This is a genomic window from Paenibacillus sp. IHB B 3415 (assembly GCF_000802655.2).
GTDB lineage: Bacteria > Bacillota > Bacilli > Paenibacillales > Paenibacillaceae > Paenibacillus_AQ > Paenibacillus_AQ phytohabitans.
Window position 1 is genome coordinate 14,446 of the sequence record NZ_JUEI01000024.1, and the last position, 25,684, is coordinate 40,129.

24 protein-coding genes and 1 other annotated feature are annotated in these 25,684 nt (G+C 49.8%); of the genes, 23 read left to right on the plus strand and 1 reads right to left on the minus strand.

Going from position 1 to position 25,684, the window contains the following annotated elements:
• Positions 1 to 100 precede the first annotated feature (100 nt).
• The 3 genes from radA (at position 101) to pssA (ending at position 3,364) form a co-directional block, all read left to right on the plus strand.
• Positions 101 to 1,468, plus strand: coding sequence for a DNA repair protein RadA (gene radA, locus QW71_RS13220; protein ID WP_039298540.1), 1,368 nt, complete (start codon positions 101 to 103; stop codon positions 1,466 to 1,468).
• A gap of 13 nt (positions 1,469 to 1,481) precedes the next feature.
• Positions 1,482 to 2,558, plus strand: coding sequence for a DNA integrity scanning diadenylate cyclase DisA (disA, locus tag QW71_RS13225; RefSeq protein ID WP_039298543.1), 1,077 nt, complete (start codon positions 1,482 to 1,484; stop codon positions 2,556 to 2,558).
• A gap of 65 nt (positions 2,559 to 2,623) precedes the next feature.
• Positions 2,624 to 3,364 carry a CDP-diacylglycerol--serine O-phosphatidyltransferase gene (pssA, locus tag QW71_RS13230; protein ID WP_039298546.1) on the plus strand — a complete coding sequence of 247 codons (741 nt, stop codon included), beginning with the start codon at positions 2,624 to 2,626 and terminating at the stop codon, positions 3,362 to 3,364.
• Positions 3,365 to 3,589: 225 nt separating this feature from the next.
• On the opposite strand, the gene QW71_RS13235 is transcribed toward pssA, so the two are convergent.
• Positions 3,590 to 3,985: a hypothetical protein gene (locus QW71_RS13235; protein WP_039298549.1), complete on the minus strand. Its 396-nt coding sequence runs from the start codon at positions 3,983 to 3,985 to the stop codon at positions 3,590 to 3,592.
• A gap of 211 nt (positions 3,986 to 4,196) precedes the next feature.
• On the opposite strand from QW71_RS13235, the gene QW71_RS13240 reads away from it, so the two are divergent.
• From QW71_RS13240 to rpoC, 20 genes are all read left to right on the plus strand, one after another.
• Positions 4,197 to 5,285, plus strand: a complete 1,089-nt coding sequence (locus QW71_RS13240) for a PIN/TRAM domain-containing protein (RefSeq protein ID WP_039298552.1) — start codon at positions 4,197 to 4,199, stop codon at positions 5,283 to 5,285.
• A gap of 94 nt (positions 5,286 to 5,379) precedes the next feature.
• On the plus strand, positions 5,380 to 6,078 hold the full coding sequence (ispD, locus tag QW71_RS13245; RefSeq protein WP_039298554.1) for a 2-C-methyl-D-erythritol 4-phosphate cytidylyltransferase: 699 nt from the start codon (positions 5,380 to 5,382) through the stop codon (positions 6,076 to 6,078).
• A complete protein-coding gene (gene ispF / locus QW71_RS13250) occupies positions 6,075 to 6,563 on the plus strand; it encodes a 2-C-methyl-D-erythritol 2,4-cyclodiphosphate synthase (protein ID WP_039298556.1) in 489 nt (162 codons plus the stop codon). The genes ispD and ispF overlap by 4 nt, the downstream gene beginning before the upstream one ends.
• Positions 6,564 to 6,618: 55 nt before the next feature.
• Positions 6,619 to 8,082, plus strand: a complete 1,464-nt coding sequence (gene gltX, locus QW71_RS13255; protein WP_039298559.1) for a glutamate--tRNA ligase — start codon at positions 6,619 to 6,621, stop codon at positions 8,080 to 8,082.
• A 519-nt stretch (positions 8,083 to 8,601) separates the two neighbouring features.
• The gene (gene cysE, locus QW71_RS13260; RefSeq protein WP_039298562.1) at positions 8,602 to 9,294 is read left to right on the plus strand and encodes a serine O-acetyltransferase; all 693 of its coding nucleotides are present in this window, start codon (positions 8,602 to 8,604) and stop codon (positions 9,292 to 9,294) included.
• Between the two features lie 52 nt (positions 9,295 to 9,346).
• A complete protein-coding gene (gene cysS, locus QW71_RS13265) occupies positions 9,347 to 10,753 on the plus strand; it encodes a cysteine--tRNA ligase (protein ID WP_039298723.1) in 1,407 nt (468 codons plus the stop codon).
• On the plus strand, positions 10,750 to 11,187 hold the full coding sequence (locus QW71_RS13270) for a Mini-ribonuclease 3 (protein WP_039298565.1): 438 nt from the start codon (positions 10,750 to 10,752) through the stop codon (positions 11,185 to 11,187). The genes cysS and QW71_RS13270 overlap by 4 nt, the downstream gene beginning before the upstream one ends.
• Positions 11,188 to 11,247: 60 nt before the next feature.
• Positions 11,248 to 12,009, plus strand: coding sequence for a 23S rRNA (guanosine(2251)-2'-O)-methyltransferase RlmB (gene rlmB / locus QW71_RS13275; protein WP_039298566.1), 762 nt, complete (start codon positions 11,248 to 11,250; stop codon positions 12,007 to 12,009).
• A 2-nt stretch (positions 12,010 to 12,011) separates the two neighbouring features.
• Complete coding sequence (locus QW71_RS13280; RefSeq protein WP_039298569.1) at positions 12,012 to 12,533, plus strand: NYN domain-containing protein; 522 nt, start codon at positions 12,012 to 12,014, stop codon at positions 12,531 to 12,533.
• A 138-nt stretch (positions 12,534 to 12,671) separates the two neighbouring features.
• Positions 12,672 to 13,316 carry an RNA polymerase sporulation sigma factor SigH gene (gene sigH, locus QW71_RS13285; protein WP_020427086.1) on the plus strand — a complete coding sequence of 215 codons (645 nt, stop codon included), beginning with the start codon at positions 12,672 to 12,674 and terminating at the stop codon, positions 13,314 to 13,316.
• A gap of 363 nt (positions 13,317 to 13,679) precedes the next feature.
• The gene (gene rpmG, locus QW71_RS38965) at positions 13,680 to 13,829 is read left to right on the plus strand and encodes a 50S ribosomal protein L33 (RefSeq protein WP_074086515.1); all 150 of its coding nucleotides are present in this window, start codon (positions 13,680 to 13,682) and stop codon (positions 13,827 to 13,829) included.
• Between the two features lie 20 nt (positions 13,830 to 13,849).
• Positions 13,850 to 14,041: a preprotein translocase subunit SecE gene (secE, locus tag QW71_RS13290; protein ID WP_020427085.1), complete on the plus strand. Its 192-nt coding sequence runs from the start codon at positions 13,850 to 13,852 to the stop codon at positions 14,039 to 14,041.
• 21 nt (positions 14,042 to 14,062) lie between these two features.
• Complete coding sequence (gene nusG, locus QW71_RS13295) at positions 14,063 to 14,596, plus strand: transcription termination/antitermination protein NusG (RefSeq protein ID WP_020427084.1); 534 nt, start codon at positions 14,063 to 14,065, stop codon at positions 14,594 to 14,596.
• Positions 14,597 to 14,671: 75 nt separating this feature from the next.
• Positions 14,672 to 15,097: a 50S ribosomal protein L11 gene (gene rplK / locus QW71_RS13300; protein ID WP_020427083.1), complete on the plus strand. Its 426-nt coding sequence runs from the start codon at positions 14,672 to 14,674 to the stop codon at positions 15,095 to 15,097.
• A gap of 81 nt (positions 15,098 to 15,178) precedes the next feature.
• Positions 15,179 to 15,871 (plus strand): 50S ribosomal protein L1, encoded by a 693-nt coding sequence (gene rplA / locus QW71_RS13305; protein WP_039298583.1) that lies wholly within the window; start codon positions 15,179 to 15,181, stop codon positions 15,869 to 15,871.
• A gap of 68 nt (positions 15,872 to 15,939) precedes the next feature.
• Positions 15,940 to 16,092, plus strand: a sequence feature (ribosomal protein L10 leader region).
• A gap of 64 nt (positions 16,093 to 16,156) precedes the next feature.
• Entirely contained in the window at positions 16,157 to 16,660 is a 504-nt protein-coding gene (gene rplJ, locus QW71_RS13310) for a 50S ribosomal protein L10 (protein WP_039298586.1), read from the plus strand.
• A gap of 63 nt (positions 16,661 to 16,723) precedes the next feature.
• Positions 16,724 to 17,083 carry a 50S ribosomal protein L7/L12 gene (rplL, locus tag QW71_RS13315; protein ID WP_039298590.1) on the plus strand — a complete coding sequence of 120 codons (360 nt, stop codon included), beginning with the start codon at positions 16,724 to 16,726 and terminating at the stop codon, positions 17,081 to 17,083.
• A 133-nt stretch (positions 17,084 to 17,216) separates the two neighbouring features.
• On the plus strand, positions 17,217 to 17,813 hold the full coding sequence (locus QW71_RS13320) for a class I SAM-dependent methyltransferase (RefSeq protein WP_039298593.1): 597 nt from the start codon (positions 17,217 to 17,219) through the stop codon (positions 17,811 to 17,813).
• A 429-nt stretch (positions 17,814 to 18,242) separates the two neighbouring features.
• Positions 18,243 to 21,788, plus strand: coding sequence for a DNA-directed RNA polymerase subunit beta (gene rpoB, locus QW71_RS13325; RefSeq protein WP_039298596.1), 3,546 nt, complete (start codon positions 18,243 to 18,245; stop codon positions 21,786 to 21,788).
• A gap of 112 nt (positions 21,789 to 21,900) precedes the next feature.
• Positions 21,901 to 25,512 (plus strand): DNA-directed RNA polymerase subunit beta', encoded by a 3,612-nt coding sequence (gene rpoC, locus QW71_RS13330; RefSeq protein WP_039298599.1) that lies wholly within the window; start codon positions 21,901 to 21,903, stop codon positions 25,510 to 25,512.
• Positions 25,513 to 25,684 lie beyond the last annotated feature (172 nt).

Sequence of the window (25,684 nt, forward strand, 5' to 3'; positions counted from 1 at the left end):
AGATCTTAAGTGACCTTTCGTTCAGTGTGCAGAAATGGTAAACTTTGATTAAGAGAAAATTATCCGCAATTTTAGCAAGTTCGGACTGTAAGGAGCGCACATGGCCAAACCAAAAACAAAATTTTTCTGCACCGAATGTGGTTACGAATCACCGAAATGGTTCGGGAAATGCCCGGGCTGCCAGGAATGGAACTCAATGGTGGAAGAAACGGAAAGCGTAGTCAAAACACAAGGCATGAATGCACCTATTTTTCAGAGTAAAGAAAAGGCGCAATCGATCATAAATATAGAAAGTGACAAAGAGCCGCGTATCCTGACAGGCATCGGAGAGCTTAACCGTGTGCTTGGCGGCGGTATCGTACCCGGCTCGCTGGTACTGGTCGGTGGCGACCCCGGAATCGGGAAGTCCACATTGCTGCTGCAGACATCGCACGCCCTTACAACCCAGGGGCTCCGCGTTCTGTATATCTCCGGGGAAGAATCAGTGCGCCAGACCAAGCTTCGGGCTGACCGCCTCGGGGCGTTGTCGGCGGAACTGTATGTTCTGTGTGAGACGAACATGGAGAGCATTGAAGAAGCAATCGAGCAGATTAAGCCGCAGTTTCTGGTCATCGACTCGATTCAGACGGTATTTATGCCTGAAGTGACTAGTGCACCAGGTAGTGTAACTCAGGTGCGGGAATGTACGACAAGATTTATGCGGATTGCCAAAATCCGTGGAATCGCAACGGTACTTGTAGGACATGTAACGAAAGAAGGCGCAATTGCCGGTCCACGGATGCTGGAGCATATGGTGGACTGTGTGCTCTATTTCGAAGGAGAACGTCATCATACGTACCGGTTGCTGCGGGCGGTGAAGAACCGCTTTGGCTCAACCAATGAAATCGGTATTTTCGAGATGGGTGAGGTTGGGCTTACCGAGGTGGAGAACCCTTCCGAGCTGTTCCTTTCTGAGCGGCCGCTCGGAGTAGCCGGTTCCGCGGTTGTAGCCAGCATGGAAGGCACAAGACCAGTGCTTGTCGAATTACAGGCGCTGGTTGCAGCAACCCATTTCCCTTCGCCCCGCAGAATGTGCACAGGTATGGATCATCAGAGAATGGCGCTGATCATTGCTGTCCTGGAGAAACGGATGGGCATGTTCCTGCAGAATCAGGATGCTTACCTCAATGTTGCCGGAGGTGTTAAGCTGGATGAGCCGGCGGTGGATCTGGCTGTCGCCATCAGTATTGCTTCCAGCTTCCGGGATATTCCGACCAAGCCGTATGATGTGTTTTTTGGGGAGGTAGGACTTACCGGCGAGGTGAGAGGGGTGTCACGCGCAGAGATGCGGGTGAAGGAGGCCGCTAAGCTCGGCTTCCGGCGGGTAATTATGCCTGAGAAAAGCATGAAAGGCTGGAAGCATCCGCAGGATATCCAGATTATAGGCGTCAGCACCGTAGCAGATGCACTAGCGGTCGCGTTAGATTAGGGGGCACAGGGACATGAAAGAATACAATCCATTAGATAATATGAATGATCTGCTTAGAATGGCCGCACCCGGAACACCTTTCCGGGAGGGGCTGGAGAATGTGCTGCGCGCGAAGACCGGGGCACTTATTGTTGTCGGATACAGTCCGGAAGTGATGGAAGTTGTCGATGGCGGATTCTCCATTAACTGCGATTTTTCACCCAATTATTTATACGAGCTGGCCAAAATGGACGGAGCGATCATTCTGAGTGAGGATCTGAAGCGGATTCTGTATGCCAACACCCAGCTGATCCCCGATTCCTCCATTTCATCCATTGAGACAGGTATCCGTCACCGGACCGCTGAACGGGTGGCTAAACAGACCGGCAAACTGGTTGTTTCCATTTCCCAGCGGCGGAATATAATCACCCTGTATCAGGGCTCTATCCGCTATGCGCTGAAGGAGATAGGAGCGATTCTGGCCAAAGCCAATCAGGCGATTCAGACCTTAGAGAAGTACAAAGCCGTGCTGACACAGGGGTTGACTAACCTTTCTGCTGCCGAATATGAGGGGCTTGTGACGGTTGCTGAGGTAGTCGGCGTGATCCAGCGGGTAGAAATGGTATTGCGGATCAAAATGGAAATTAAGCGATATATTAACGAACTCGGCAATGAAGGCCGGCTGATCAGCATGCAGATGGAAGAACTGGTCGGAAATACAGAGGAAGAAGCCTGGCTTCTGTACAGAGACTATGCAAGAGAGGAGCAGGAGGACAAAATCCGCGAAATTATCGCCGGGCTGAAGCGAAGCAGTGACGATGAACTGATGGATGACAACCATATTGCCCGCTTGCTGGGCTATTCCTCCACGGCTATTGCATCCGAGGAAGCCGTAACTCCGCGCGGTTACCGTCTGCTCAACAAAATTCCGCGGCTGCCGAATGTGATCATCCACAATCTGGTGGAACGCTTTGAAATGCTGCCTAATCTGATGACGGCGAGCATTGCTGAACTTGATGAGGTAGACGGCATTGGCGAGGTCCGCGCACGTAATATTCAGGACGGACTGAAGCGGCTCCAGAAACAAGTTCTTATTGACAGGCAAATGTAAATAACATACAATCACGTAATATTGGGAACCCATGAAGTTCAAAGTAGGAAAATTGAGGTGAAGAAATGATACAAAAATCAATTCCGAGTCTTTTTACCATCGGTAATCTGATGCTTGGAATGTTTGGTATCATGATGGCGTTTGACGGTAAGCTGAGCATGGCCGCTATCATGGTGATTATCGCTATGCTGCTCGACGGGCTCGATGGCCGTGTTGCGCGCGCGCTGAAGTGTGAGAGTGAGTTCGGCAAGGAGCTGGATTCCTTATCCGATGTAGTATCTTTCGGTGTGGCGCCAGCGCTGATCATGTATCTCACAAGCCTGCAGGATTTGAACTCTGCACTAGGATGGACTATTACAGCGATTTTCCCGGTGTTTGGAGCTTTGCGTCTGGCCCGGTTTAATGTCCGCCCGGGGATTCCGGGATATTTTGTAGGATTGCCGATTCCTGCTGCAGGTGGCGTTCTGGCCACGCTGGCACTTTTTCATAAAGATGTATCTGCACCGTTTATGATTGTCGCTACCCTGCTGCTGTCTTACCTGATGGTTAGCACGGTGAAGTACCCTAACTTCAAGAAGATCGGCTTCCCCAAAAAGGCAGTTATAGGTGCACCTGTAGTAATTGTGATCGCCGTAGCGGTAGCCGTTGTTTTCCCTGAACAGATTGCCAAGCTGATCTTTGCTTTGCTTGCGTTATATGCCCTATACGGGTTCAGGCAGAGTCTGGGCCTCTTGACAGCCCGCCGTCAACGCCGCCGCAGGAAGAGACATGCGGAAGATAAGGTGTATCACTCCAAGAACGGATAGTCCTAACTACGTAATTATTACTTTTTTTATCTATACAGAAAAGGGACGCCGCCGCAGGAAGAGACATGCGGAAGATAAGGTGTATCACTCCAAGAACGGATAGTCCTAACTACGTAATTATTACTTTTTTTATCTATACAGAAAAGGCTGTGCCCTCCCTGACTCAGGAGAAGGCACAGCCTTTTCTGTATTTGTAACGGATGAAGGAGAGCGCGGGCTGCCCTGCTAGGACAAGTTAAATAATCCGAGTGTAGCGCATTTTTGCGATTCCTTTGACACAACCTCGTCCATATTAATATCGAGCAAATTGCAAAGTGCAGACATATAGAACAGCTCGCGGCCCAGTTCTGAGGCAATGACTTCCCGGCAGTTCTCACACAGTTCACCTTCAAGGTGGGTTCCGGCAAGCTCTTTGGCTTGTTCAAGTCCCAAAGCCGGTTCGAAGACCTGCTTGGTTGCGTGCAGCTGAATGCAGCCGCATTCAGTAATGGATTTGACGACAGCTCGGTTGACGGATGCACTGCTCTGTCCGTTCTTGGACATTACATCCAGAAGACTGCGGTGACGGAGCAGCAGTTCGGAAACTTGATCCTGGAAAGCCTGTAAACTTGGTGCGCTCATTTTCCATTCACCCCTGGGTTCGTAATTGAGTTCATTATATGCCAGGGCCTCCCCTGTTTTCAACAAGGAATAGAAGTTTACGGCAAGCTTTGCAGACCAGGAAATTAATGGATTCAGAAAAAATAACGGCCCCCCGGATTATCGTCCTAAAAATTGGAACATACTGGTGAGGTATAGATGATTTTTGGATGAATAGAAGGAGGTGCTGGTTATGTGGAAAAAGATTATTTTGACGCTTGCCGGGTTATGTGGAGCCTGGTCCGGTTATTCGCTATATCATGCGGCAGAAAGAGGGTTCCCGGAAGGCATGGGAAAACTGGGTGATAGCTTGCCTGTGGAAGGAAGCATTTTGTTTGCGGTGCTGGGTGCCATTATTTTTTTGATTGCGGGGACGTTATGCGCGGATTGGGCGAGTACAAAACTGCAGGAGGCGGTTCAGTATTGTTCGCGCATACCGATGAGCGAACTCGCTGCAGGCGCTGCAGGACTTACAGGAGGTCTGCTGCTGTCACTGCTGCTGTATCCAGTCATGGCTTGGCTGGGCAAGGCCGGAGAGCTGCTGCAGGTGGCAGCAACCCTGGCTCTGGGTTATTTGGGCCTGCGGATCGGGCTGGAGAAGAAGGAAGAGCTGGCTTCGCTTTGGACTACCGGACGCTGGGGGCGTTCTGCTGAACCGGAGGGACGGGGACCTGAGGAGCATAAGATTCTTGATACGAGCGTTATTATCGATGGCCGGATTGCCGATATCTGCAAAACGGGTTTCATTGAAGGAACCATCGTTATTCCCGAGTTTGTTCTTGAGGAGCTTCAGCATATCGCGGATTCGTCAGATCTGCTGAAGCGCAACCGCGGACGCAGAGGGCTTGATATCCTAAACAAGATCCAGAAAGAACTGGATGTCAAAGTGCTGATCTACGAGGGTGATTTCGAGGAGATTTCCGAAGTGGACAGCAAGCTGGTCAAGCTGGCTAAGGTGCTGCATGGCAAGGTTGTTACCAATGACTTCAATCTCAACAAGGTTTGCGAGCTCCAGGGCGTATCGGTGCTGAACATTAACGATCTGGCCAACGCGGTGAAGCCGGTGGTTCTGCCTGGTGAGGAAATTATTGTGCAGGTGATCAAAGACGGCAAAGAACATGGACAAGGCGTGGCTTATCTTGACGACGGCACCATGATTGTCGTGGAAGGCGGCCGTGATTATATCGGCAGTACGATGGAGGTTCTGGTTACCAGTGTGCTACAGACTTCCGCAGGCCGGATGATTTTTGCCAAACCGAAGCTGCTGGAAAAAGCGCAATAAGGGTAAGTCAGCCCCTGGAGCGGTCTTATAGGCTTGGAAATGCCGTCCAAACACGTTATGATGGGGATATACGTGAAAGACAGGAGCCGAAAGAATGTCAAACAGTGTAGGCGCCGTTATAGTGGCGGCAGGCAGAGGGACACGAATGGGAACGGCAGAGAGCAAACAATATCTGCTGCTTCAGGGCAAACCGATTATCGTGCATACCCTTGAGGTATTCCAGAAGCATGAACTCATCTCTGAAATCGTGCTTGTCACCGGTGAAGAGGATGTGCAGCGCTGCCGGCAATGGGTACAGGCCTACAAGCTGGACAAAGTGTCTGTTGTTATTCCGGGAGGGGCTGAACGCCAGCACTCGGTACGCCGGGGATTGGGAGAACTTACGACCACCTGGGTAATGGTACATGATGGTGTCCGGCCTTTCGTACAGGGCAGTGAGATTGAAGCTTGTTATGAACGGGCCAGATCTGCCGGAGCCTCTGTGCTTGCAGTTCCGGTTAAGGATACGATCAAGCAGGTGGATGGCGAAGGCAATGTGCTGTCTACGCCGGACCGGCGAAGTCTGTGGGCGATTCAGACCCCGCAGACTTTTCGTTTGTCCGAACTGTTGTCAGCCTACGACGAGGCAGAGCGTGACGGCTTCCTCGGTACAGATGACTCCAGTCTGGCGGAACGCAGCGGAATTACCGTTTCTGTAGTAGAAGGAAGCTACAGGAATATTAAGATTACGACACCGGAAGACCTGGATTTCGCTGAATTCACAGAAAGAAGCAGGGGAGAGGAACAGAGATGATCGCTGTAGGACAAGGATTTGACGTGCATCAGTTGGTGGAAGGAAGGCCGTGTATCATTGGCGGAGTGACTATTCCCTATGAAAAGGGGTTACTGGGACACTCTGACGCGGATGTGCTGCTGCATGCAATAAGCGATGCTATACTGGGGGCGCTTGGACTGGGGGATATCGGCAGACATTTTCCAGATACCGATCCTGCCTTCAAGGATGCAGACAGCTTGAAGCTGCTGGAGCATGTATGGGCGCTTGCCCGTGACCGGGGATACCGGCTGGGAAATATAGATTCGACCATCATTGCCCAGAAACCCAAAATGGCGCCTTATATTCCGCAAATGACCGAGGTTATTGCCCGTGCACTGGATGCGGACCTCTCAAAGGTCAATGTAAAAGCGACAACTACCGAGCAACTCGGCTTCGCCGGACGCGGAGAAGGAATTGCTGCACAATCTATTGTCTGTCTGCTCCAAGATGTGATATCATCTTGAGATGGCTGAAGTAACAATAGCCTAATTTTAACCAATATGAAGCGGAGGGAAAACCATGACGGATCAAGTCCGGGTGCGTTACGCACCGAGCCCTACGGGACATTTACATATCGGAAATGCCAGAACGGCGTTGTTTAACTACCTGTTCGCCCGCAATCTGGGCGGCAAATTCATTATCCGGATCGAAGATACAGACCTTAAGCGTAATATCGCAGAAGGCGAAGAAAGCCAGTTGAAATATTTGAAATGGCTGGGAATGGATTGGGATGAGAGCGTAGATGTAGGCGGCGAATATGGCCCTTACCGCCAGACAGAACGTCTGGATCTGTACCGTGTCTACTGGCAGGATCTGCTGGACCGCGGCCTTGCTTACCGCTGCTATTGTACAGAAGAGGAGCTGGAAGCAGAGCGTGAAGAACAGACTGCACGCGGCGAAACCCCTCGTTATTCGGGCAGACACCGTAATCTGACGGAGGAGCAGCGCCTTGCCTATGAGGCGGAAGGCCGTATTGCCAGCATCCGTTTCCTGGTTCCGGAAGACCGTACTTATACCTTCAATGATATCGTTAAAGGCAGCATTTCGTTCAACACCAAAGAAATGGGCGACTTCGTCATTGTGAAGAAGGATGGTATTCCAACCTATAACTTCGCTGTAGCTGTAGATGATCATTTGATGGCCATCTCCCATGTGCTGCGCGGGGAAGACCATATCTCCAACACGCCGCGTCAGCTCATGATCTATGAAGCTCTTGGCTGGGAAGCGCCGCTGTTCGGCCACATGACACTGATTGTCGGCGATGACCACAAGAAGCTGAGCAAACGGAATGAATCGATCATTCAGTTTATCGAGCAGTATGACCAGCTTGGCTATCTGCCGGAAGCGCTCTTCAACTTCATCACATTACTCGGCTGGTCGCCGGAGGGTGAGGAGGAGATCTTCAGCAAGGAACAGCTGATCTCGATCTTCACTGCCGACCGTCTGTCGAAGAGCCCGGCTGTATTCGATACGAACAAGCTGGCACATCTCAATAATCATTATATCAAGCATGCCGATCCTAAGCGGATCGCGGCACTTGCTATTCCCCATCTGCAGAAGGCGGGACGTCTGCCGGAGGTTCTGAGTGATGAGCAGCAGATATGGGCGGAAAGCCTGGTTGCGCTGTATCAGGAACAGATGAACTCCGCTTCGGATATTGTGGGGCTCTCCGAGCTCTTCTTCCGCAGCCATCTGGAACTGGAGACGGAAGCGGCACAAGTACTTGCCGAAGCCCAGGTTCCTGAAGTGCTCTCCGCTTTTCTCGCTAAAGTGGAAGCTGCCGAGGATTTCGGCGCTGCCAATATGGCTGTGCTGATCAAAGAAGTCCAGAAAGAAACCGGACACAAAGGTAAAGCGCTGTTTATGCCGATTCGTGTCGCTCTGACCGGTCAGATGCATGGCCGTGATTTGAATGCGACCATCGCGCTGCTTGGCCGGGAACGGGTCATCGAACGTCTGAAATCGCAGATCAAAGGCGCATAAACCGGGGGATATGAGGGTAGAACCCCTTGTCAGCCCTGCGGCTTTTCGCTAAGATAGAAGAATATAATAACTAATAATAGCTGTGATCAGGAAAAGTACGCGTATACGGGCAATTGCCAGAGAGAATAACCGCTGAGGGAGATTTCCCTTGCAGGCTGGGAGTTATTCATTTGTCTGCCGCTGAACATGCACCTGTGAGCTGCACGGTTGAGCGTCCCTGTCTGTCAGGGGACAGTAGACTGTGCCGGGGACGTTGCCGTTACAGACGCCAAGAGGAACACCGCATGCACCTGCCGCGAAGATAACGGCAGTCTGATTGTGCGTATGTTCAAGCAGAGTGGGACCACGGTTAAACGTCTCTGCAGCATTATGCTGCAGGGGCGTTTTTTGTTGAAATATAAGGATACCGATTGAATGCTCACAGCATACAGATGAATAGAGCAAGTGGGCTGAAGACACTATCTTCCTTTGCGCACCTGTAAACAGGAGGTGGGGAAGTCAAAGAAGAGGGGAACCGTGATGTTTAAGCATATCAAGTCGGACATTCGGGCAGTATTCGACAACGATCCCGCTGCCCGCAGCAAGTTCGAGGTTGTCTTCACCTACGCCGGGCTTCATGCTATATGGGCACACCGGATTGCCCACTCTTTTTATAAACGCCGCTGGTTTACACTGGCACGCATCGTATCGCAGATGAGCAGATTTATGACCGGAGTGGAGATTCATCCGGGTGCGGTTGTCGGCAGCCGGTTGTTCATCGACCATGGAATGGGTATAGTCATTGGTGAAACCTGTGAGATTGGTGACGATGTCATTATCTATCAGGGGGTCACACTTGGAGGGACAGGGAAAGAAAAGGGCAAACGCCATCCTACCGTCGGCAATAATGTTGTCATCGGCTCCGGTGCCAAAGTACTGGGATCGTTTAGAATCGGCGATAATTGCAATATCGGCTCCAATTCAGTGGTTCTGCGCGAAGTGCCCAGCAACAGCACCGTTGTAGGAAATCCCGGGCGCGTGGTTAAGCGCAACGGGGAACGCGTGTCCGACCGGCTGGATCATACCCAGATGCCGGATCCGCTGATTGATTCCCTGCGTTTCCTGCAGAAGGAAATCGAAGAGCTGCGCGAGCAGATGGGCTCCGAAGACAAGCAGAAGAAGGAACAGCGGCGGCTGGAGAGCCAGCAGTATATCGGCGATTATGAAATATAACCATATGGAGATTCAAGAGAATCCAGGGGGAACAGAAAGGATTGGGAACAGAATGGCTGTACAGATTTATAACACAATGACACGGAGCAAGGAAGAATTCGTACCGCAGGAACCTGGCAAAGTAAAAATGTATGTATGCGGTCCAACCGTTTACGGCTATATGCATATCGGGAATGCCAGACCGGTTATCGTTTTTGACATGGTCCGCAACTACCTGGAGGCCCTCGGCAATGAAGTCCGCTATCTGACGAACTTTACCGATGTGGATGATAAAATGATCCGCAAAGCGGAAGAGATGAACATTACTGTAGCTGAGGTCGCGGAAATGTTCATCTCCGCCTATCAGGAAGACCTGGCCGGACTTGGTGTAAAGCCGGCAACAATGAATCCGCGCGTTACAGAGAGCATGGACAAGATCATTGAGTTCATTAAGGAGCTTGAGGAGAAGGGATATGCTTACGAGAACGGCGGAGATGTGTACTACCGGACCGGCAAGTTTGCCAATTATGGCAAGCTCTCAGGCCAGAATCTGGAGGAGCTGCGCTTTGGTATCCGTGTTGAGGTGGATTCGCGCAAGGAGAACCAGGAGGATTTTGTGCTCTGGAAGGCAGCCAAGCCGGGTGAGGTACACTGGTCCAGTCCATGGGGAGAGGGGCGTCCGGGCTGGCATATCGAGTGCTCGGCAATGGTCCGCGAATATTTGGGTACAACGATCGACATCCATGGCGGCGGTGAGGATTTGAAGTTCCCGCACCATGAGTGCGAATGCGCGCAAACAGAAGTGCTGACGGGTGAGCCGCTGTCGAAGTATTGGATGCACAACGCATTTTTGAACATTGGTGATGAGAAAATGTCGAAATCACTTGGAAATGGTCTGCTTGTGAAGGATATTCGTGCACGCTTCAAAGCGGGGACTATCCGTTATTTCATGCTTTCAAGCCATTACCGCAATCAGCTGAACTTCTCGGAGGAAGCACTGCTGTCTGCTGAAAAAAGCGTGGAGCGCATCACTACGGCAGCAGGTAATGTGAAGCATCGCCTTGAACTGGATACGGACGGGGCAGAGGGAGCGGCAAGTCCACAGATCGTGGAACGCCTGGCAGCTATTGTTGGCAATTTCCACGCCAGAATGCAGGATGATTTCAATACGCCGGATGCGATTACCGCTCTGTTTGACTGGGTAAGCCTGGCCAATTTGACGCTTGCTGATAATGACGCTCATTCCGCAGACTTTGCAGCACTGCTGAAGGCTTTTTCCGAGATGAATTCAGTACTGCGCCTTACTCCGGAGGCGGATGAAGAGGTCGCCAGTGAAGAGGTTGAGCGTCTCATTGCTGAACGCGCTGAAGCGCGCAAGAATAAGAACTGGAGCCGGTCCGATGAAATCCGCGATGAGCTGAATGCTCTGGGCATCCTGCTGGAAGACACTCCACAGGGAATGCGGTGGCGGCGTAAATGAGCGGGCAGTTTGATCTGAACAGCGCATGGTTCCCGTACGAACCGTCCAAGCCGGCCCGTTTGCTCTCGCCGATTGTTCTGGCGTATGCAGGAGATGCCATTTATGAAGTGGCTGTGCGGCAGTATCTGATTTCGCTGCCCAATCTGCGTCCGAATCATCTGCACCGCTCGGCAACGGGACTGGTCTCGGCCAAAGCCCAGAGCACGATTCTTGCCTACCTTGAGCCGGTGCTCACAGAGGAAGAGAAGGATGTGGTAAGACGAGGGCGCAATGCCAAGTCCGGCACGATTCCCAAAAATGCAGATGTGCTGGAATACCGCCACGCGACTGCTTTTGAATGCCTGATCGGGCATTTGTATTATACAGGACAGCAGGCGAGAATCCAGGAGCTTGTTCACAGCAGCATCGAATACATGTTGAACCGGACCAAGTGAGTTTAAACAGGCCGCGGAGTTTATAGTTATATATGGGTACTTAGAACAGGAGACATGAACATGGAAGAATTGAGAACGGAAGAGGAAATACTGGCGGGCAAGCATTCAGTCCTTGAAGCGCTTCGTGCCGGCCGGACACTGAACAAAATATGGATCGCCGAAACCGCACAAAAGCACTTAACGGCACCTATCGTCGCTGAAGCCCGCAAAGCAGGAATTGTAATTCAGCATGTAGATAAGCGGAAGCTGGATCAGCTCGCACCGGGAGTTCAGCATCAAGGGGTGGTTGCGCAGGCGGCACCGTTTGCCTACACCGAGGTTGCTGATATTCTTGCGGTTGCTGAAGCCAAAGGGGAACCGCCTTTTCTTCTTTTGCTGGATGAAATTGAGGACCCTCATAACCTGGGATCTATCTTGCGTACTGCCGACTGCACCGGTGTGCATGGTGTCATTGTACCGAAACGGCGTTCGGCGCAGATTACAGCAACAGTATCCAAAACCTCTGCCGGTGCAGTGGAATATGTGCCTGTTGCACGCGTAACCAATCTGGGCCAGACAATAGACCGCCTGAAAGAACTTGGGGTGTGGGTGGTTGGAACCGATGTGGATACAGATCAGAATCTCTTCGGATCTGATATTTTTAACGGACCGGTAGCGGTGGTTATCGGCAATGAGAATAAAGGAATGGGCCGCCTGATCCGTGAGAAATGCGACGTGCTGCTGAAGCTGCCGATGGCGGGAAGAATCAACTCTCTTAATGCTTCCGTGGCAGCCGGTGTAATTATGTACGAGGTGCTCCGCCGCCGGCAAGAACAGGGATAACTATGGCAGACTGGCGCGATATACTGCTCGTGGACGGATACAACATGATCGGAGGCTGGCCGGAACTTGCGGCGCTGTCGCAGACCGGCATGCAGGGGGCACGCGACCGGCTGCTCGATATGCTGGCCGATTATCAGGCATTCTCCGGGCTGCGCGTCATAGCCGTATTCGATGCATACCGTGTGCCGGGACTTGGACGGTCGTTTGTACAGGGGAAAGTCCAGGTCTTCTTCACTAAGGAAAAGGAAACGGCAGATGAGTGCATTGAGCGGCTGGTGGGAGAATTCACTCACCGCCGCAGACAGATTTCTGTGGCGACCAGCGATTTTGTGGAGCAGCATGTTGTTTTTGCGCAAGGGGCGCTCCGGATCTCGGCAAGAGAACTGAGACTGGAGATTGAAGAGAATCATAAACAGGTTAAAAAGGCTATTGAACCGGGAAGTGTAAGCAGCACCCGTCACTCCCTGGAAGACAAGCTGCCTCCGGAAACGCGGAAACGTCTTGAAGACTGGCGCAGGCAGTAATTAAGAAATGCCATAATATGTTATAGAAGATTGTTTTTGGACAATCTTCGGTTGACGTTGTAAGGTAACATAATATATACTGATCCTATATTTCGCGAAGTAACGATGTGTCTTGCGTTGCAGCCGGGGGGATTCTTGGTGAGTGTCGACCTCAAGGAATTAATGCTATCCGAGTATGATTTCATAAGTGATGAAGAAATTGTCGAGATCTTCCGTGGTGGCGACAGTGGCGCATTGGAACATTTAATCAACAAGTACCGTAATTTCGTACGTGCCAAGGCTCGTTCCTATTTTTTGATCGGGGCAGATCGTGAAGATATTGTACAGGAAGGCATGATTGGCTTATATAAGGCAATTCGTGACTTCAAGGGGGACAAGCTTTCCTCGTTCAAGGCGTTTGCCGAGCTGTGCATCACCCGACAGATTATAACTGCCATTAAGACGGCGACCCGCCAGAAGCATATTCCGCTGAACTCATATGTCTCGCTCGACAAACCCATCTATGATGAGGATTCCGACCGGACACTGATGGATGTGATTTGCGGAACGCAGGTGCTTGATCCTGAAGAACTGATTATCAACCAGGAGGAGTTCATCGGACTGGAAGATAAGATGGCGGAGATCCTTAGTGATCTGGAACGCAAGGTTCTGATGCTCTATCTGGATGGACGGTCCTATCAGGAAATTGCTGAGGACTTGAAGCGGCATGTGAAGTCTATTGACAATGCTCTGCAGCGAGTGAAGCGTAAGTTAGAAAGATATCTGGAAGTGCGTGACAATTAATGATATAATGAACTAGAAAGGCTCGGGACTCGAGTCTTTTTTTAGTGTCCCGCAAGATTTCGGCGTGATGGGTGTAATTTGTTCAGACAACAGTAGGCTGCAGGTTTATACCATGGCGGAATGATCCATAATGGTAGTGAAGACAGCGAGTGGCAAAGGAATACTCAAGACCAAAGATTATGTACGGCACCAGGCTACACCACCCGGAAAAACCCAGTGCGATGGGGGAATTCTTTCGTTGACACGGGCAATGATATTATGCTAAAGTGTTTTAGGTAGGCCTAAATTCGCGGCTTTTTTTTGAATCAATATTTGCGTCTTCTAATTTAACGGTTAGAAGTACGTCTTCGGGAGGTGCATATCATGCGGGTAATTATCACTTTAGCTTGTACAAGTTGCAAACAAAGAAACTATGCAACAACCAAAAACAAGCGAAATCACCCCGACCGCTTGGAGATGAAGAAATTTTGCAAGTTTTGTAACGAGCAAACTCCTCATCGCGAAACCAGATAGTCTTTGGAGGTGTAGTCGGCGTGAAACGTAGTTTCAAGTCTTTGTTTTCCTTTTTCACTGAGAGCTGGAGTGAACTCAAAAAGGTTCGCTGGCCTAGCCGTAAGGAACTGAAAAACTATACATTGATCGTTCTCGGTACAATTGTAGTTATCGCTCTTTACTTCTGGGTTCTGGACATCGGTATTTCCGCTGTGATTGAAGCGATTATTTAGAGAGGTCCCAGGTGGCTTGATATGGAAAAAAGATGGTATGTCGTTCATACCTATTCCGGGTATGAGAATAAGGTCAAGGCCAATTTGGAAAAACGCGTTGAGTCCATGGGCATGGAAGACAAAATATTCCGCGTTCTTGTTCCTATGGAAGAAGAACTGGTAAACAAGGATGGCAAGAAAAAAACTGTCATGCGCAAAGTTTACCCTGGTTACGTTTTGGTCGAAATGGTTCAGACTGATGATTCCTGGTATGTAGTCCGCAATACGCCGGGCGTTACCGGATTTGTCGGTTCAACTGGTTCGGGGTCCAAGCCTACCGCTCTGCTCCCTGAAGAGGTTGAACAAATTCTGAAGCATATGGGCATGGTTGAACCTAAAGCGAAGATTGATTTCGAAATTAAGGAATCCGTACGTATTATGGTCGGTCCGTTTGCGAATTTTGTGGGCTCCGTGGAAGAGATTTTGGCAGACAAAAGCAAGATCAAGGTACATGTCAACATGTTTGGACGGGAAACCCCGCTCGAGTTGGATTTCACTCAAGTGGAGAAGATATAACAAGCGCAAGGGTTTCTTGTGGGAGAATGCTGTTTAGCATTCGAATACCACTATTTACGCAAGGAGGTGTCACTCATGGCTAAAAAAGTTATTAAAATGGTGAAACTGCAGATTCCTGCAGGGAAAGCGAATCCAGCGCCTCCAGTAGGTCCGGCGTTAGGTCAAGCAGGTGTCAACATCATGGCATTCTGTAAGGAATTCAACGCTCGTACTGCCGACCAGGCTGGCCTGATCATCCCGGTTGAAATTACAGTATTTGAAGACCGTTCCTTTACCTTCATCACTAAAACTCCTCCGGCTGCTGTTCTGCTTCGCATCGCTGCAAAAGTAGAAAAAGGATCCGGTGAACCAAACAAGAAGAAAGTAGCAAAACTCGGCCGCGCAGCGGTTCGTGAAATTGCTGAAACAAAAATGCCCGATCTGAACGCTGCATCTATCGAAGCTGCAATGCGTATGGTTGAAGGTACTGCCCGCAGTATGGGTATCACAATCGAAGACTAATATGTATTCGATGAACCGGTCATTCATGACCGCAATATGTGGGAGGAATTTCCGCTAACACCACAAAGGAGGAACATTTTCATGGCTAAACATGGTAAGAAATACCAAGAATCTGCTAAGCTGATCAACAGCGAAGCAACTTACGAGCCTTCAGAAGCTGTAGAGCTTGTGAAAAAGGCAGCAACTGCTAAATTCGACGAAACCGTTGAAGCAGCAGTTCGTCTGGGTGTAGACCCGCGTAAACAAGACCAAGCTGTTCGTGGTGTTGTTGTCCTGCCTCACGGCACAGGCAAAACTCAACGCGTGCTTGTATTTGCAAAAGGTGAAAAAGCGAAAGAAGCGGAAGCTGCTGGCGCGGATTTTGTTGGTGATGCTGATATGATCAACAAAATTCAACAGGGCTGGTTTGAATTCGACGTCTGCGTTGCTACACCTGATATGATGAGTGAAGTCGGTAAACTGGGTCGTCTGCTCGGTGGTAAAGGCCTCATGCCTAACCCTAAAGCAGGTACAGTTACTTTCGACGTTACCAAGGCTGTTCAAGAAATTAAAGCCGGTAAAATCGAATATCGTCTTGACAAAGCGGGTCAAATTCACGCGCCAATCGGCAAAGTGTCTTTCAACGCTGAACAACTGAACGAGAACCTTAAATCCCTCATCGACGCTCTGAATCGTGCGAAACCGGCTGCTGCTAAAGGTGTATACCTTAAAGGCATCGCTATTTCGTCCACAATGGGACCTAGCGCTCGCGTGAACGCAGCTGCTTTCAGATAATTAAGGGTTGACTCTTTGAGTCATCTTTGATAATCTATAACAGTTGTGAACATTAAGGTGATCAATCTTGAATTCGAATATGCTTACCGTAGACAGTAGGTGCCGTAGGGCTTAATTTCCTACCGAGGTGTTGTGATAGAAACAAAAAGTAACAGGTTCGCCTGACTGCTTTCCGTTTTATCAAGCCTTCGTGAATCTGCGGAGGCTTTTCTAATGCCTGCGTAGGAACGGCGCGGATTCTCCGGAAGAATCGCCGTCACATAAATTTTCAGGAGGTGTATACAATTGGCAAATGCAAAAGTAATCCAAGCTAAACAGGATGCGGTTGATGTTGTAACTGGCAAACTGCAGAACAGTATCTCTACTGTTGTTGCGGACTACCGCGGATTGAACGTTTCGCAAGTGACTGAACTGCGTAAGCAGCTTCGTGAAGCTGGCGTTGATTTTCAAGTCCTGAAGAACACATTGCTTCGCCGTGCAACTGCAGCGGCTGAGTTGACTGATCTGGACGCTGTCCTGACTGGTCCTACAGCGATCGCTTTCAGTGAAACTGATGCGGTAGTAGCAGCCAAAATTTTGAACGACTTCGCTAAGAAGAACGACGCTCTGAAACTTAAAGGCGGCGTTGTAGAAGGTCGCGTTATCGACGCTGACCAACTGAAAGCACTGGCTGAGCTTCCATCCCGCGATGGTTTGCTGTCCATGCTGCTTAGCGTGCTTCAAGCTCCAATCCGCAACTTCGCGCTTGCAGTTAAAGCTGTTGCTGAAAAAGAAGAACAAAGCGCGTAAGCCTTTGCTTCTAGCTTCATAATCAATACCACAAACCAATTCAAATATAATGGAGGTTCAATCATGAGCAAAGAAACAATCTTGGAAGAAATTAAAGGCATGAGCGTATTGGAACTGAACGACCTGGTTAAAGCAATCGAAGAAGAATTCGGCGTAACTGCAGCAGCTCCAGTAGCAGCTGGCGGCGCAGTAGCAGCTGTTGAAGAAGAACAATCCGAATTCGACGTAATTTTGACAGGCGCTGGCGCTTCCAAAATCAACGTTATCAAAATCGTTCGCGAAATCACAGGTCTTGGCTTGAAAGAAGCTAAAGACGTTGTAGACAACGCTCCAAAAGCAATCAAAGAAAAAGTAAGCAAAGAAGAAGCAGAAGCTACCAAAGCAAAATTGGAAGAAGCAGGCGCTTCTGTAGAAGTGAAATAATTTGATTTAAGTAGGTACTGCCCCGGATATGAAGTGATTCATTCCGGTTCTTGCAACCCCCTTGAACTTGTTCAAGGGGGTTGCTCTATAAGATATGCTTTGTATATTAGAGCCAAGTGAAAGGGAGGATTGTATGTCGCAGCATTATTACTCGCAGCAGCCGGAAGCACGTCATGACAGACGCAGCATCGATACGGTACTGAGAGGCAAAAGCCTCCGCTTTACAAGCGACGCCGGTGTTTTTTCCAAAGGGGATATTGATCATGGCAGCCGAGTTCTGATCGAAGCAATGGAAATTCCGGATGGGGCAGAGGTGCTGGATGTTGGCTGTGGTTACGGCCCTATGGGGATTAGTGCAGCACTCCTCACTCCCAAGGGACATGTGACGATGATTGATATCAACAGCCGTGCGGTAGAGCTTGCCCGCGAGAATGCGCAGCATAACGGAATCCGCAATGTTACGGTTATGGAAAGTGATGTACTGTCTGCGGTGAAGGGGCGTACATTCGATGTGATTCTTACCAACCCGCCGATTCGTGCAGGCAAGGCTGTAGTTCATGAGATTTTTGAGCAGGCACATGCGCATTTGAATGAGGGTGGAAGTCTGTGGATAGTCATCCAGAAGAAGCAGGGCGCACCATCGGCCGCCGCCAAGCTGGAAAGCCTGTTCTCGGATGTGGAAGAAGTGGGGAAAGACAAGGGTTATCGCATTATCAGAGCGAAGAAGTAAAAAAATATTAATACTTATTGACATGCAATGTTGATAGTGTTATTATTATAAAATGTCAGTATTAAGCTAGGCTCCATGTCTTTAGTTTGCTGAAATGTCAAGTGATATATTGTCGCCCGGTAAGCGCATGCCGTACGGCAGGTTTTTGCGAATTCCGTTCTCTATGTTCCTGTCACGGCGAAGGTCGCCGGGACAATAGATAATAGCGCATAAACTGTTGCTTGGTGACGTATAATACGCACGTTTTGGGCAAATCTACTGGATAAGGAGTATTTTGGCCGTGGATAGATGCGCTCTTTTTTCGAAAGATTTCGATAAGGGGCTTTTCTGTATTTATGGCTGAATCCTTGTGTTATGGTTCCATTATACGGGTCCAAACAAGGGTTCGCAATCAATTTTTAAGTGAGTAGACATGAGGGGTGAGTAAAGTTGGCAGGACATCTTGTTCAGTATGGTCGACGCACTCGGCGGAGCTATGCGAGAATTAACGAGGTACTCGAGGTCCCGAACCTGATCGAGATCCAACAAAAATCTTATGACTGGTTTTTGGAGGAAGGATTGCGGGAAATGTTCCAGGACATCTCGCCGATCCAGGATTTCACAGGGAATTTGGTACTAGAGTTCATTGATTACAGCCTGGGTGAACCGAAGTATACGGTTGACGACGCTAAAGAGCGGGACGTGACATATGCGGCTCCTCTGCGTGTGAAGGTGCGTCTCATCAATAAGGAGACCGGTGAGGTCAAAGAGCAGGAAGTGTTCATGGGAGATTTCCCGCTGATGACGGAAACCGGCACTTTTATTATCAATGGTGCGGAACGGGTTATTGTCAGCCAGTTGGTTCGCTCTCCAAGCGTCTATTTCAGCACAAAAGTGGATAAGAACGGCAAAAAAACCTACACCGCCACAGTAATTCCGAATCGCGGAGCTTGGCTGGAGCTGGAGACCGACGCTAAGGACATCATGTATGTCCGTATCGACCGGACCCGTAAGATCCCGGTAACCGTGCTTCTGCGTGCTCTAGGCTTCGGCAGTGATGCTGAAATTCTGGAACTGCTTGGCAATGATGAATATATTCGCAATACGCTGGATAAAGACAACACGGACTCCACGGAGAAGGCGCTTATTGAAATTTACGAGCGTCTGCGTCCGGGCGAACCACCGACACTTGACAATGCCAAGAGCCTATTGGTCGCACGTTTCTTTGATCCGAAACGTTATGATTTGGCCAATGTAGGCCGTTACAAAATCAATAAAAAGCTGCATATCAAGAATCGTCTGTTCAATCAGCGTCTGGCACAGCCTTTGGTTGATGAATCTACAGGAGAAATCCTGGCTGAATCCGGCCAGATGGTTGACCGCCGCCTGCTTGATGAGCTGATTCCTTATTTCGAGAAGAATGTAGCTGGCAAGAACTACCGTGTTACCGGCGGGGTTATGGACAGTGAAGATATTCCGCTGCAGACCATTGACGTATTCTCGCCAATTGAAGAAGGCCGGATTATCAAGCTGATCGCCAATGGCAACATTGACAAGTCGGTCAAGCATATTACCCAGGCTGATATTATATCCTCAATCAGCTACTTTATTAATTTGCTGCACGGTATCGGCAATACAGATGATATCGACCACTTGGGTAACCGCCGTCTGCGTTCTGTAGGTGAATTGCTGCAGAATCAGTTCCGTATCGGTCTGTCCCGTATGGAGCGCGTGGTGCGGGAGAGAATGTCGATTCAGGACGCCAATGCGATTACACCGCAGGCACTGATCAACATCCGTCCGGTTATCGCGTCCATCAAAGAGTTCTTCGGTAGTTCGCAGCTGTCCCAGTTTATGGATCAGACGAACCCGCTTGCTGAACTTACACACAAACGTCGTTTGTCGGCACTCGGACCCGGCGGTCTGACACGTGAACGCGCAGGCTTTGAAGTCCGCGACGTACATCACAGTCACTACGGCCGTATGTGTCCTATCGAAACACCGGAAGGTCCGAATATCGGTCTGATCAACTCCTTGTCTACCTTTGCACGCATCAATGAATACGGCTTTATTGAAGCTCCGTATCGTTGGGTGGATCCAAAGACTGGCAAGGTTACAGAACAAATCGATTACCTGACTGCCGATGAAGAAGATAACTATGTAGTTGCCCAGGCGAATGTACAGATTGATGAGCATGGTACATTTAAGGAAGACATGGTTATCGTCCGTTACAACAAAGATTCAGATAACATTACTACAATGCCTAGTAACCGTGTTGACTACATGGACGTTTCACCTAAGCAGGTTGTGTCGGTCGCTACGGCGCTCATTCCGTTCCTTGAGAACGATGACTCCAACCGCGCGCTGATGGGATCGAACATGCAGCGGCAGGCCGTTCCGCTTCTGATTCCGAAAGCTCCGCTTGTCGGCACAGGGATGGAACATAAATCCGCCAAGGATTCGGGCGTATGTATTGTCTCCAAATATGACGGTATTATCGAACGCTCCTCTGCCAATGAAATCTGGCTGCGCCGTGTAGAGGCAGTTGAAGGCAAGGAAGTTAAAGGCGATATCGTTAAATATAAATTACACAAATTTATGCGTTCGAACCAAGGGACTTGCATTAATCAGCGTCCGCTGGCTAAACGTGGCGATATTGTTAAGAAAGGTGACATTCTGGCAGACGGACCATCCACAGAAATGGGCGAACTTGCTCTTGGCCGTAACGTAGTCGTTGCGTTCATGACTTGGGAAGGTTACAACTACGAGGATGCGATCCTGCTGAGTGAGAAGCTGGTTAAGGAAGATGTATACACTTCGATTCATATCGAGGAATACGAATCCGAAGCCCGTGACACCAAGCTGGGACCTGAAGAGATCACGCGTGATATTCCAAACGTTGGTGAAGAGGCGCTCCGCAATCTGGATGAGCGCGGAATCATCCGTATCGGTGCGGAAATCAATGCCGGCGACATTCTGGTAGGTAAAGTTACTCCGAAGGGTGTAACTGAACTGACTGCTGAAGAACGCCTGCTGCACGCTATCTTCGGTGAGAAGGCCCGCGAAGTCCGCGATACCTCCTTGCGCGTTCCGCATGGTAGTGATGGTATTATCGTTGACGTTAAGGTGTTCACCCGTGAGAACGGCGATGAGCTGCCTCCTGGTGTGAATCAACTGGTTCGTGTCTACATCGCTCAGAAACGTAAGATTTCTGAAGGTGACAAGATGGCCGGACGTCACGGTAACAAGGGCGTCGTTGCCCGTATTCTGCCAGAAGAGGATATGCCGTTCCTTCCGGACGGTACACCGGTACAGGTTGTCCTGAACCCGCTGGGCGTACCTTCACGTATGAACATCGGACAGGTGCTGGAAGTCCATATCGGTATGGCGGCACTTCGTCTGGGTATCCACGTAGCTACTCCGGTATTCGACGGAGCCCGTGAGTATGACGTGTTTGATACGATGGAAGAAGCCGGTATGCAGCGTAACGGTAAGACTGTGTTGTATGACGGACGTACAGGCGAGCGCTTCGAGCGTGAAGTTACTGTCGGCGTTATGCACATGATCAAGCTTGCGCACATGGTTGACGATAAGATTCATGCCCGTTCTACAGGTCCTTACTCACTCGTTACACAGCAGCCACTGGGCGGTAAAGCTCAGTTCGGCGGACAGCGTTTCGGGGAAATGGAAGTGTGGGCGCTTGAAGCTTACGGCGCGGCGTATACACTGCAAGAAATTTTGACCGTGAAATCCGATGACGTGGTCGGCCGTGTGAAAACGTACGAATCCATCGTCAAAGGTGAAAATGTTCCAGAACCGGGTGTTCCGGAATCGTTCAAGGTATTGATCAAGGAGCTGCAGTCGCTGGGTATGGATGTCAAAATCCTTAGCGGTGACGAGCAGGAGATCGAGATGAAAGAACTGGACGATGAGGACGAGACGTCAGGCGACAAGCTGAGCCTCAATTTAGAAGGCGCAGAAGTCGGCATAGAGTAGTTCACCAGCAAGACACTAATTTCATTACACAAAGGACCGCGCCCTCTGTTGACTTACCGTCAAGAGAGGGCTGTGGTACTAAATCAGGATATAGGTTAAGGAGGGTTGCTCCTTGTTGGACGTTAACAATTTTGAATTTATGAAAATCGGGCTCGCTTCCCCGGAAAAAATTCGTTCTTGGTCCCGCGGAGAAGTAAAAAAACCGGAAACCATTAACTATCGTACTTTGAAACCGGAAAAAGAGGGTCTTTTTTGCGAACGCATCTTTGGACCGCAAAAGGACTGGGAATGTCACTGTGGTAAATACAAACGCGTCCGTTATAAGGGCGTTGTGTGCGACCGCTGCGGCGTGGAAGTTACCCGCGCTAAAGTCCGCCGCGAACGTATGGGCCACATCGAGCTGGCAGCTCCGGTATCTCATATCTGGTATTTCAAAGGTATTCCGAGCCGTATGGGTCTGGCACTGGATATGTCTCCAAGATCGCTCGAAGAGATTATCTACTTTGCATCTTATGTTGTAACCGATCCGGGTGAAACTCCTCTGGAGAAGAAACAACTGCTGTCTGAGAAAGAATACCGCAGCTATCGTGAGAAATACGGCTACGGGTTCCAGGCTGGCATGGGTGCTGAAGCCGTCAAAAAACTGCTTCAGGATATCGATATCGATAAAGAACTGGAATTCCTCAAAGAAGAGCTGCGCACGGCCCAAGGCCAGCGCCGTAACCGGGCGATCAAACGTCTGGAAGTTATTGAGGCTTTCCGCAACTCCGGCAACAAGCCAGACTGGATGATCATGGATGTGCTCCCGGTTATTCCTCCGGAGCTTCGCCCTATGGTTCAGCTCGATGGCGGCCGTTTTGCTACGTCTGACCTTAATGACCTGTACCGCCGCGTAATTAACCGTAACAACCGTCTGAAGAGACTGCTGGATCTCGGCGCTCCTGATATTATCGTGCAGAATGAGAAACGGATGCTCCAGGAAGCTGTTGATGCCCTGATTGATAATGGCCGCCGCGGCCGTCCTGTAACAGGTCCTGGTAACCGTCCGCTCAAATCGCTCAGCCATATGCTGAAAGGTAAACAAGGACGTTTCCGCCAGAACTTGCTCGGTAAGCGCGTTGACTATTCCGGACGTTCCGTTATCGTCGTAGGACCTTACCTCAAGATGTACCAATGCGGTCTTCCGAAGAAGATGGCACTGGAACTCTTCAAACCGTTTGTAATGAAAGAATTGGTTAATAAGGGCCTTGCCCACAACATCAAGAGTGCGAAACGTAAGGTTGAGCGCGTAAGTCCTGAAGTCTGGGATGTACTTGAAGAAGTAATCAGAGAGCATCCGGTTCTGCTGAACCGTGCCCCTACGCTGCATAGACTTGGTATACAGGCGTTTGAACCGATTCTGGTAGAAGGTCACGCGATCCGTCTTCACCCGCTCGTATGTACGGCTTACAATGCCGACTTTGACGGTGACCAGATGGCGGTACACGTTCCTCTATCCGCTGAAGCTCAAGCTGAAGCCCGTATCCTCATGCTGGCGTCCGGTAACATCCTGAACCCTAAAGATGGTAAGCCGGTTGTTACTCCTTCCCAGGATATGGTCCTTGGTACGTTCTATCTGACGATGGATAACAATGAAGAAAAAGGAACAGGCATGATTCTGCGTACCGTGAACGAGGCTGTTTCAGCTTACCAACGCGGAACCGCTGGTCTGCATGCGCGTGTAGCTATTCCTGTTAAAGCATTGGGTAAAACCAACTTCACAGAAGCACAACAAGGCGCATTGCTGATTACAACGGTAGGTAAGATTATCTTCAACGAAATCTATCCAAGCAGTTTCCCATACATCAACGAAGCTACCAAAACAAACTTGCTGCAGGGTACACCGGAAAAGTACTTCATCTATGAAAAAGGCGCGAATATCCGCGAACTGATCATGGCTGCTCCGGAAGCAAGTGCTGTAGGTAAAGAATATCTGGGCCTCATTATTGCCCGCTGCTTCGAAACCTATCACACTACCAAAACTTCTGTGATTCTGGATAAAATCAAGCAACTCGGCTTTACGTACTCTACACGTTCCGGTGTTACGGTTGCCGTATCAGACGTTATCGTGCCAGAGGAAAAAGCTACAATTCTTAAAGAATCCGAAGCCAAGGTTGATGTAGTTGCGAATCAATACCGCCGTGGTCTGATTACGAATGATGAACGTTATGACCGTGTTATCGAGATCTGGTCGAAGACTAAGGATGAACTTACCAATGTCCTGCTGAAATCGATGGACCGTTTCAACTCCATCATGCTCATGGTCGACTCCAAAGCGCGTGGTAACAAATCGCAGATTACTCAGCTTGGTGGTATGCGTGGTCTGATGGCTACACCTTCGGGCCGGATTTTCGAATTGCCAATCAAAGCGAACTTCCGTGAAGGTCTGACTGTCCTCGAGTACTTTATCTCCACTCACGGAGCGCGTAAAGGTCTGGCCGATACAGCACTGCGTACAGCGGATTCCGGGTACTTGACACGCCGTCTCGTTGACGTGGCACAGGATGTGATCGTCCGCGAAGAGGATTGCGGTACCGATAAAGGCTTCACCGTCAGCCGGATTCAAGATGGGAAGGAAGTTATCGAGGATCTCTACGACCGTATTGAAGGCCGGTATTCCTTCGAGACTGTCCGTCATCCGGAGACGAAGGAAATCATCGTTCACCGTAACGACCTGATTGACTCCGACAAGGCTGAAGAAATTGTGAATTCCGGTATTACGAAGCTCCAGATCCGCTCTGTATTGAGCTGCCGTGCCCGTCACGGTGTCTGCAAGAAATGCTACGGACGTAACCTGGCAACAGGTAAATTCGTGGAAATCGGGGAAGCTGTCGGTATTATTGCCGCACAATCCATCGGTGAACCAGGAACACAGCTTACCATGCGTACATTCCATACCGGCGGTGTTGCCGGAGACGATATCACGCAAGGTTTGCCGCGTATCCAGGAGTTGTTTGAAGCCCGTAACCCTAAAGGTCAGGCGACAATCAGTGAGATTGACGGGGTAGTTAAGGAAATCCGGGAAACCAAGGACCGTCGTGAAATCGAAGTCCAGGGCGAAGCGGAGTCCAAGACGTATTCCATCACTTACGGTTCCCGTCTGCGTGTCAGTGAAGGCCAGGAGATTGAAGCCGGCGATGAATTGACAGACGGTTCTATCGACCCTAAAGAAATGCTGCGTATCAAAGGGATCCGTGGGGTACAGAACTACATTCTGCAAGAAGTACAGCGTGTATACCGTAACCAGGGCGTTGAGATCAATGATAAGCACATTGAAGTTATGATCAAGCAGATGCTGCGCAAAATCCGTATTATCGATGCTGGAGATACCACTCTCCTGCCGGGTGCTTTTGCGGATATTCATGAATATGAAGCAGCCAACAAGGAAGCTATCCTGTCTGGTAAAGAACCTGCAGTTGCCAAACCGGTACTGCTCGGTATTACCAAAGCCTCTCTGGAAACAGACTCCTTCCTGTCTGCGGCCTCTTTCCAGGAAACTACCCGTGTCTTGACGGATGCAGCAATTAAGGGTAAAGTGGATAAGTTGCTCGGTCTTAAAGAAAATGTTATCATCGGTAAGCTGATTCCTGCAGGTACAGGTATGAATCGTTACCGTAATGTGAAGCTTAGTGATCCGAATGAAGAAAGCAAGCAAGCCGCTTTAGAAACGGTTCCAGCTGAGTAATAAATAATCATCGCATTCAGCATTAGCGTCACGTGATAACCTTGCGTGACGCGGCTGTCTGTTGTGAATATTAATAAAATTATTGCTGTTTTTCTTGACATCGTGTGCTGAGGATGCTAATATGTCTAAGGTGCGTGAGTAGCCTTGTCATTCTTGTTCAGTGGAGGTAATG

Excerpts from the sequence above, each read along its gene's own strand:
- radA (WP_039298540.1), top strand. The coding sequence starts at position 101 with ATGGCCAAACCAAAAACAAAATTTTTCTGCACCGAATGTGGTTACGAA.
- disA (WP_039298543.1), top strand. The coding sequence starts at position 1,482 with ATGAAAGAATACAATCCATTAGATAATATGAATGATCTGCTTAGAATG.
- pssA (WP_039298546.1), top strand. The coding sequence starts at position 2,624 with ATGATACAAAAATCAATTCCGAGTCTTTTTACCATCGGTAATCTGATG.
- QW71_RS13235 (WP_039298549.1), bottom strand. The coding sequence starts at position 3,985 with ATGAGCGCACCAAGTTTACAGGCTTTCCAGGATCAAGTTTCCGAACTG.
- QW71_RS13240 (WP_039298552.1), top strand. The coding sequence starts at position 4,197 with ATGTGGAAAAAGATTATTTTGACGCTTGCCGGGTTATGTGGAGCCTGG.
- ispD (WP_039298554.1), top strand. The coding sequence starts at position 5,380 with ATGTCAAACAGTGTAGGCGCCGTTATAGTGGCGGCAGGCAGAGGGACA.
- ispF (WP_039298556.1), top strand. The coding sequence starts at position 6,075 with ATGATCGCTGTAGGACAAGGATTTGACGTGCATCAGTTGGTGGAAGGA.
- gltX (WP_039298559.1), top strand. The coding sequence starts at position 6,619 with ATGACGGATCAAGTCCGGGTGCGTTACGCACCGAGCCCTACGGGACAT.
- cysE (WP_039298562.1), top strand. The coding sequence starts at position 8,602 with ATGTTTAAGCATATCAAGTCGGACATTCGGGCAGTATTCGACAACGAT.
- cysS (WP_039298723.1), top strand. The coding sequence starts at position 9,347 with ATGGCTGTACAGATTTATAACACAATGACACGGAGCAAGGAAGAATTC.
- QW71_RS13270 (WP_039298565.1), top strand. The coding sequence starts at position 10,750 with ATGAGCGGGCAGTTTGATCTGAACAGCGCATGGTTCCCGTACGAACCG.
- rlmB (WP_039298566.1), top strand. The coding sequence starts at position 11,248 with ATGGAAGAATTGAGAACGGAAGAGGAAATACTGGCGGGCAAGCATTCA.
- QW71_RS13280 (WP_039298569.1), top strand. The coding sequence starts at position 12,012 with ATGGCAGACTGGCGCGATATACTGCTCGTGGACGGATACAACATGATC.
- rpmG (WP_074086515.1), top strand. The coding sequence starts at position 13,680 with ATGCGGGTAATTATCACTTTAGCTTGTACAAGTTGCAAACAAAGAAAC.
- nusG (WP_020427084.1), top strand. The coding sequence starts at position 14,063 with ATGGAAAAAAGATGGTATGTCGTTCATACCTATTCCGGGTATGAGAAT.
- rplK (WP_020427083.1), top strand. The coding sequence starts at position 14,672 with ATGGCTAAAAAAGTTATTAAAATGGTGAAACTGCAGATTCCTGCAGGG.
- rplA (WP_039298583.1), top strand. The coding sequence starts at position 15,179 with ATGGCTAAACATGGTAAGAAATACCAAGAATCTGCTAAGCTGATCAAC.
- rplL (WP_039298590.1), top strand. The coding sequence starts at position 16,724 with ATGAGCAAAGAAACAATCTTGGAAGAAATTAAAGGCATGAGCGTATTG.
- QW71_RS13320 (WP_039298593.1), top strand. The coding sequence starts at position 17,217 with ATGTCGCAGCATTATTACTCGCAGCAGCCGGAAGCACGTCATGACAGA.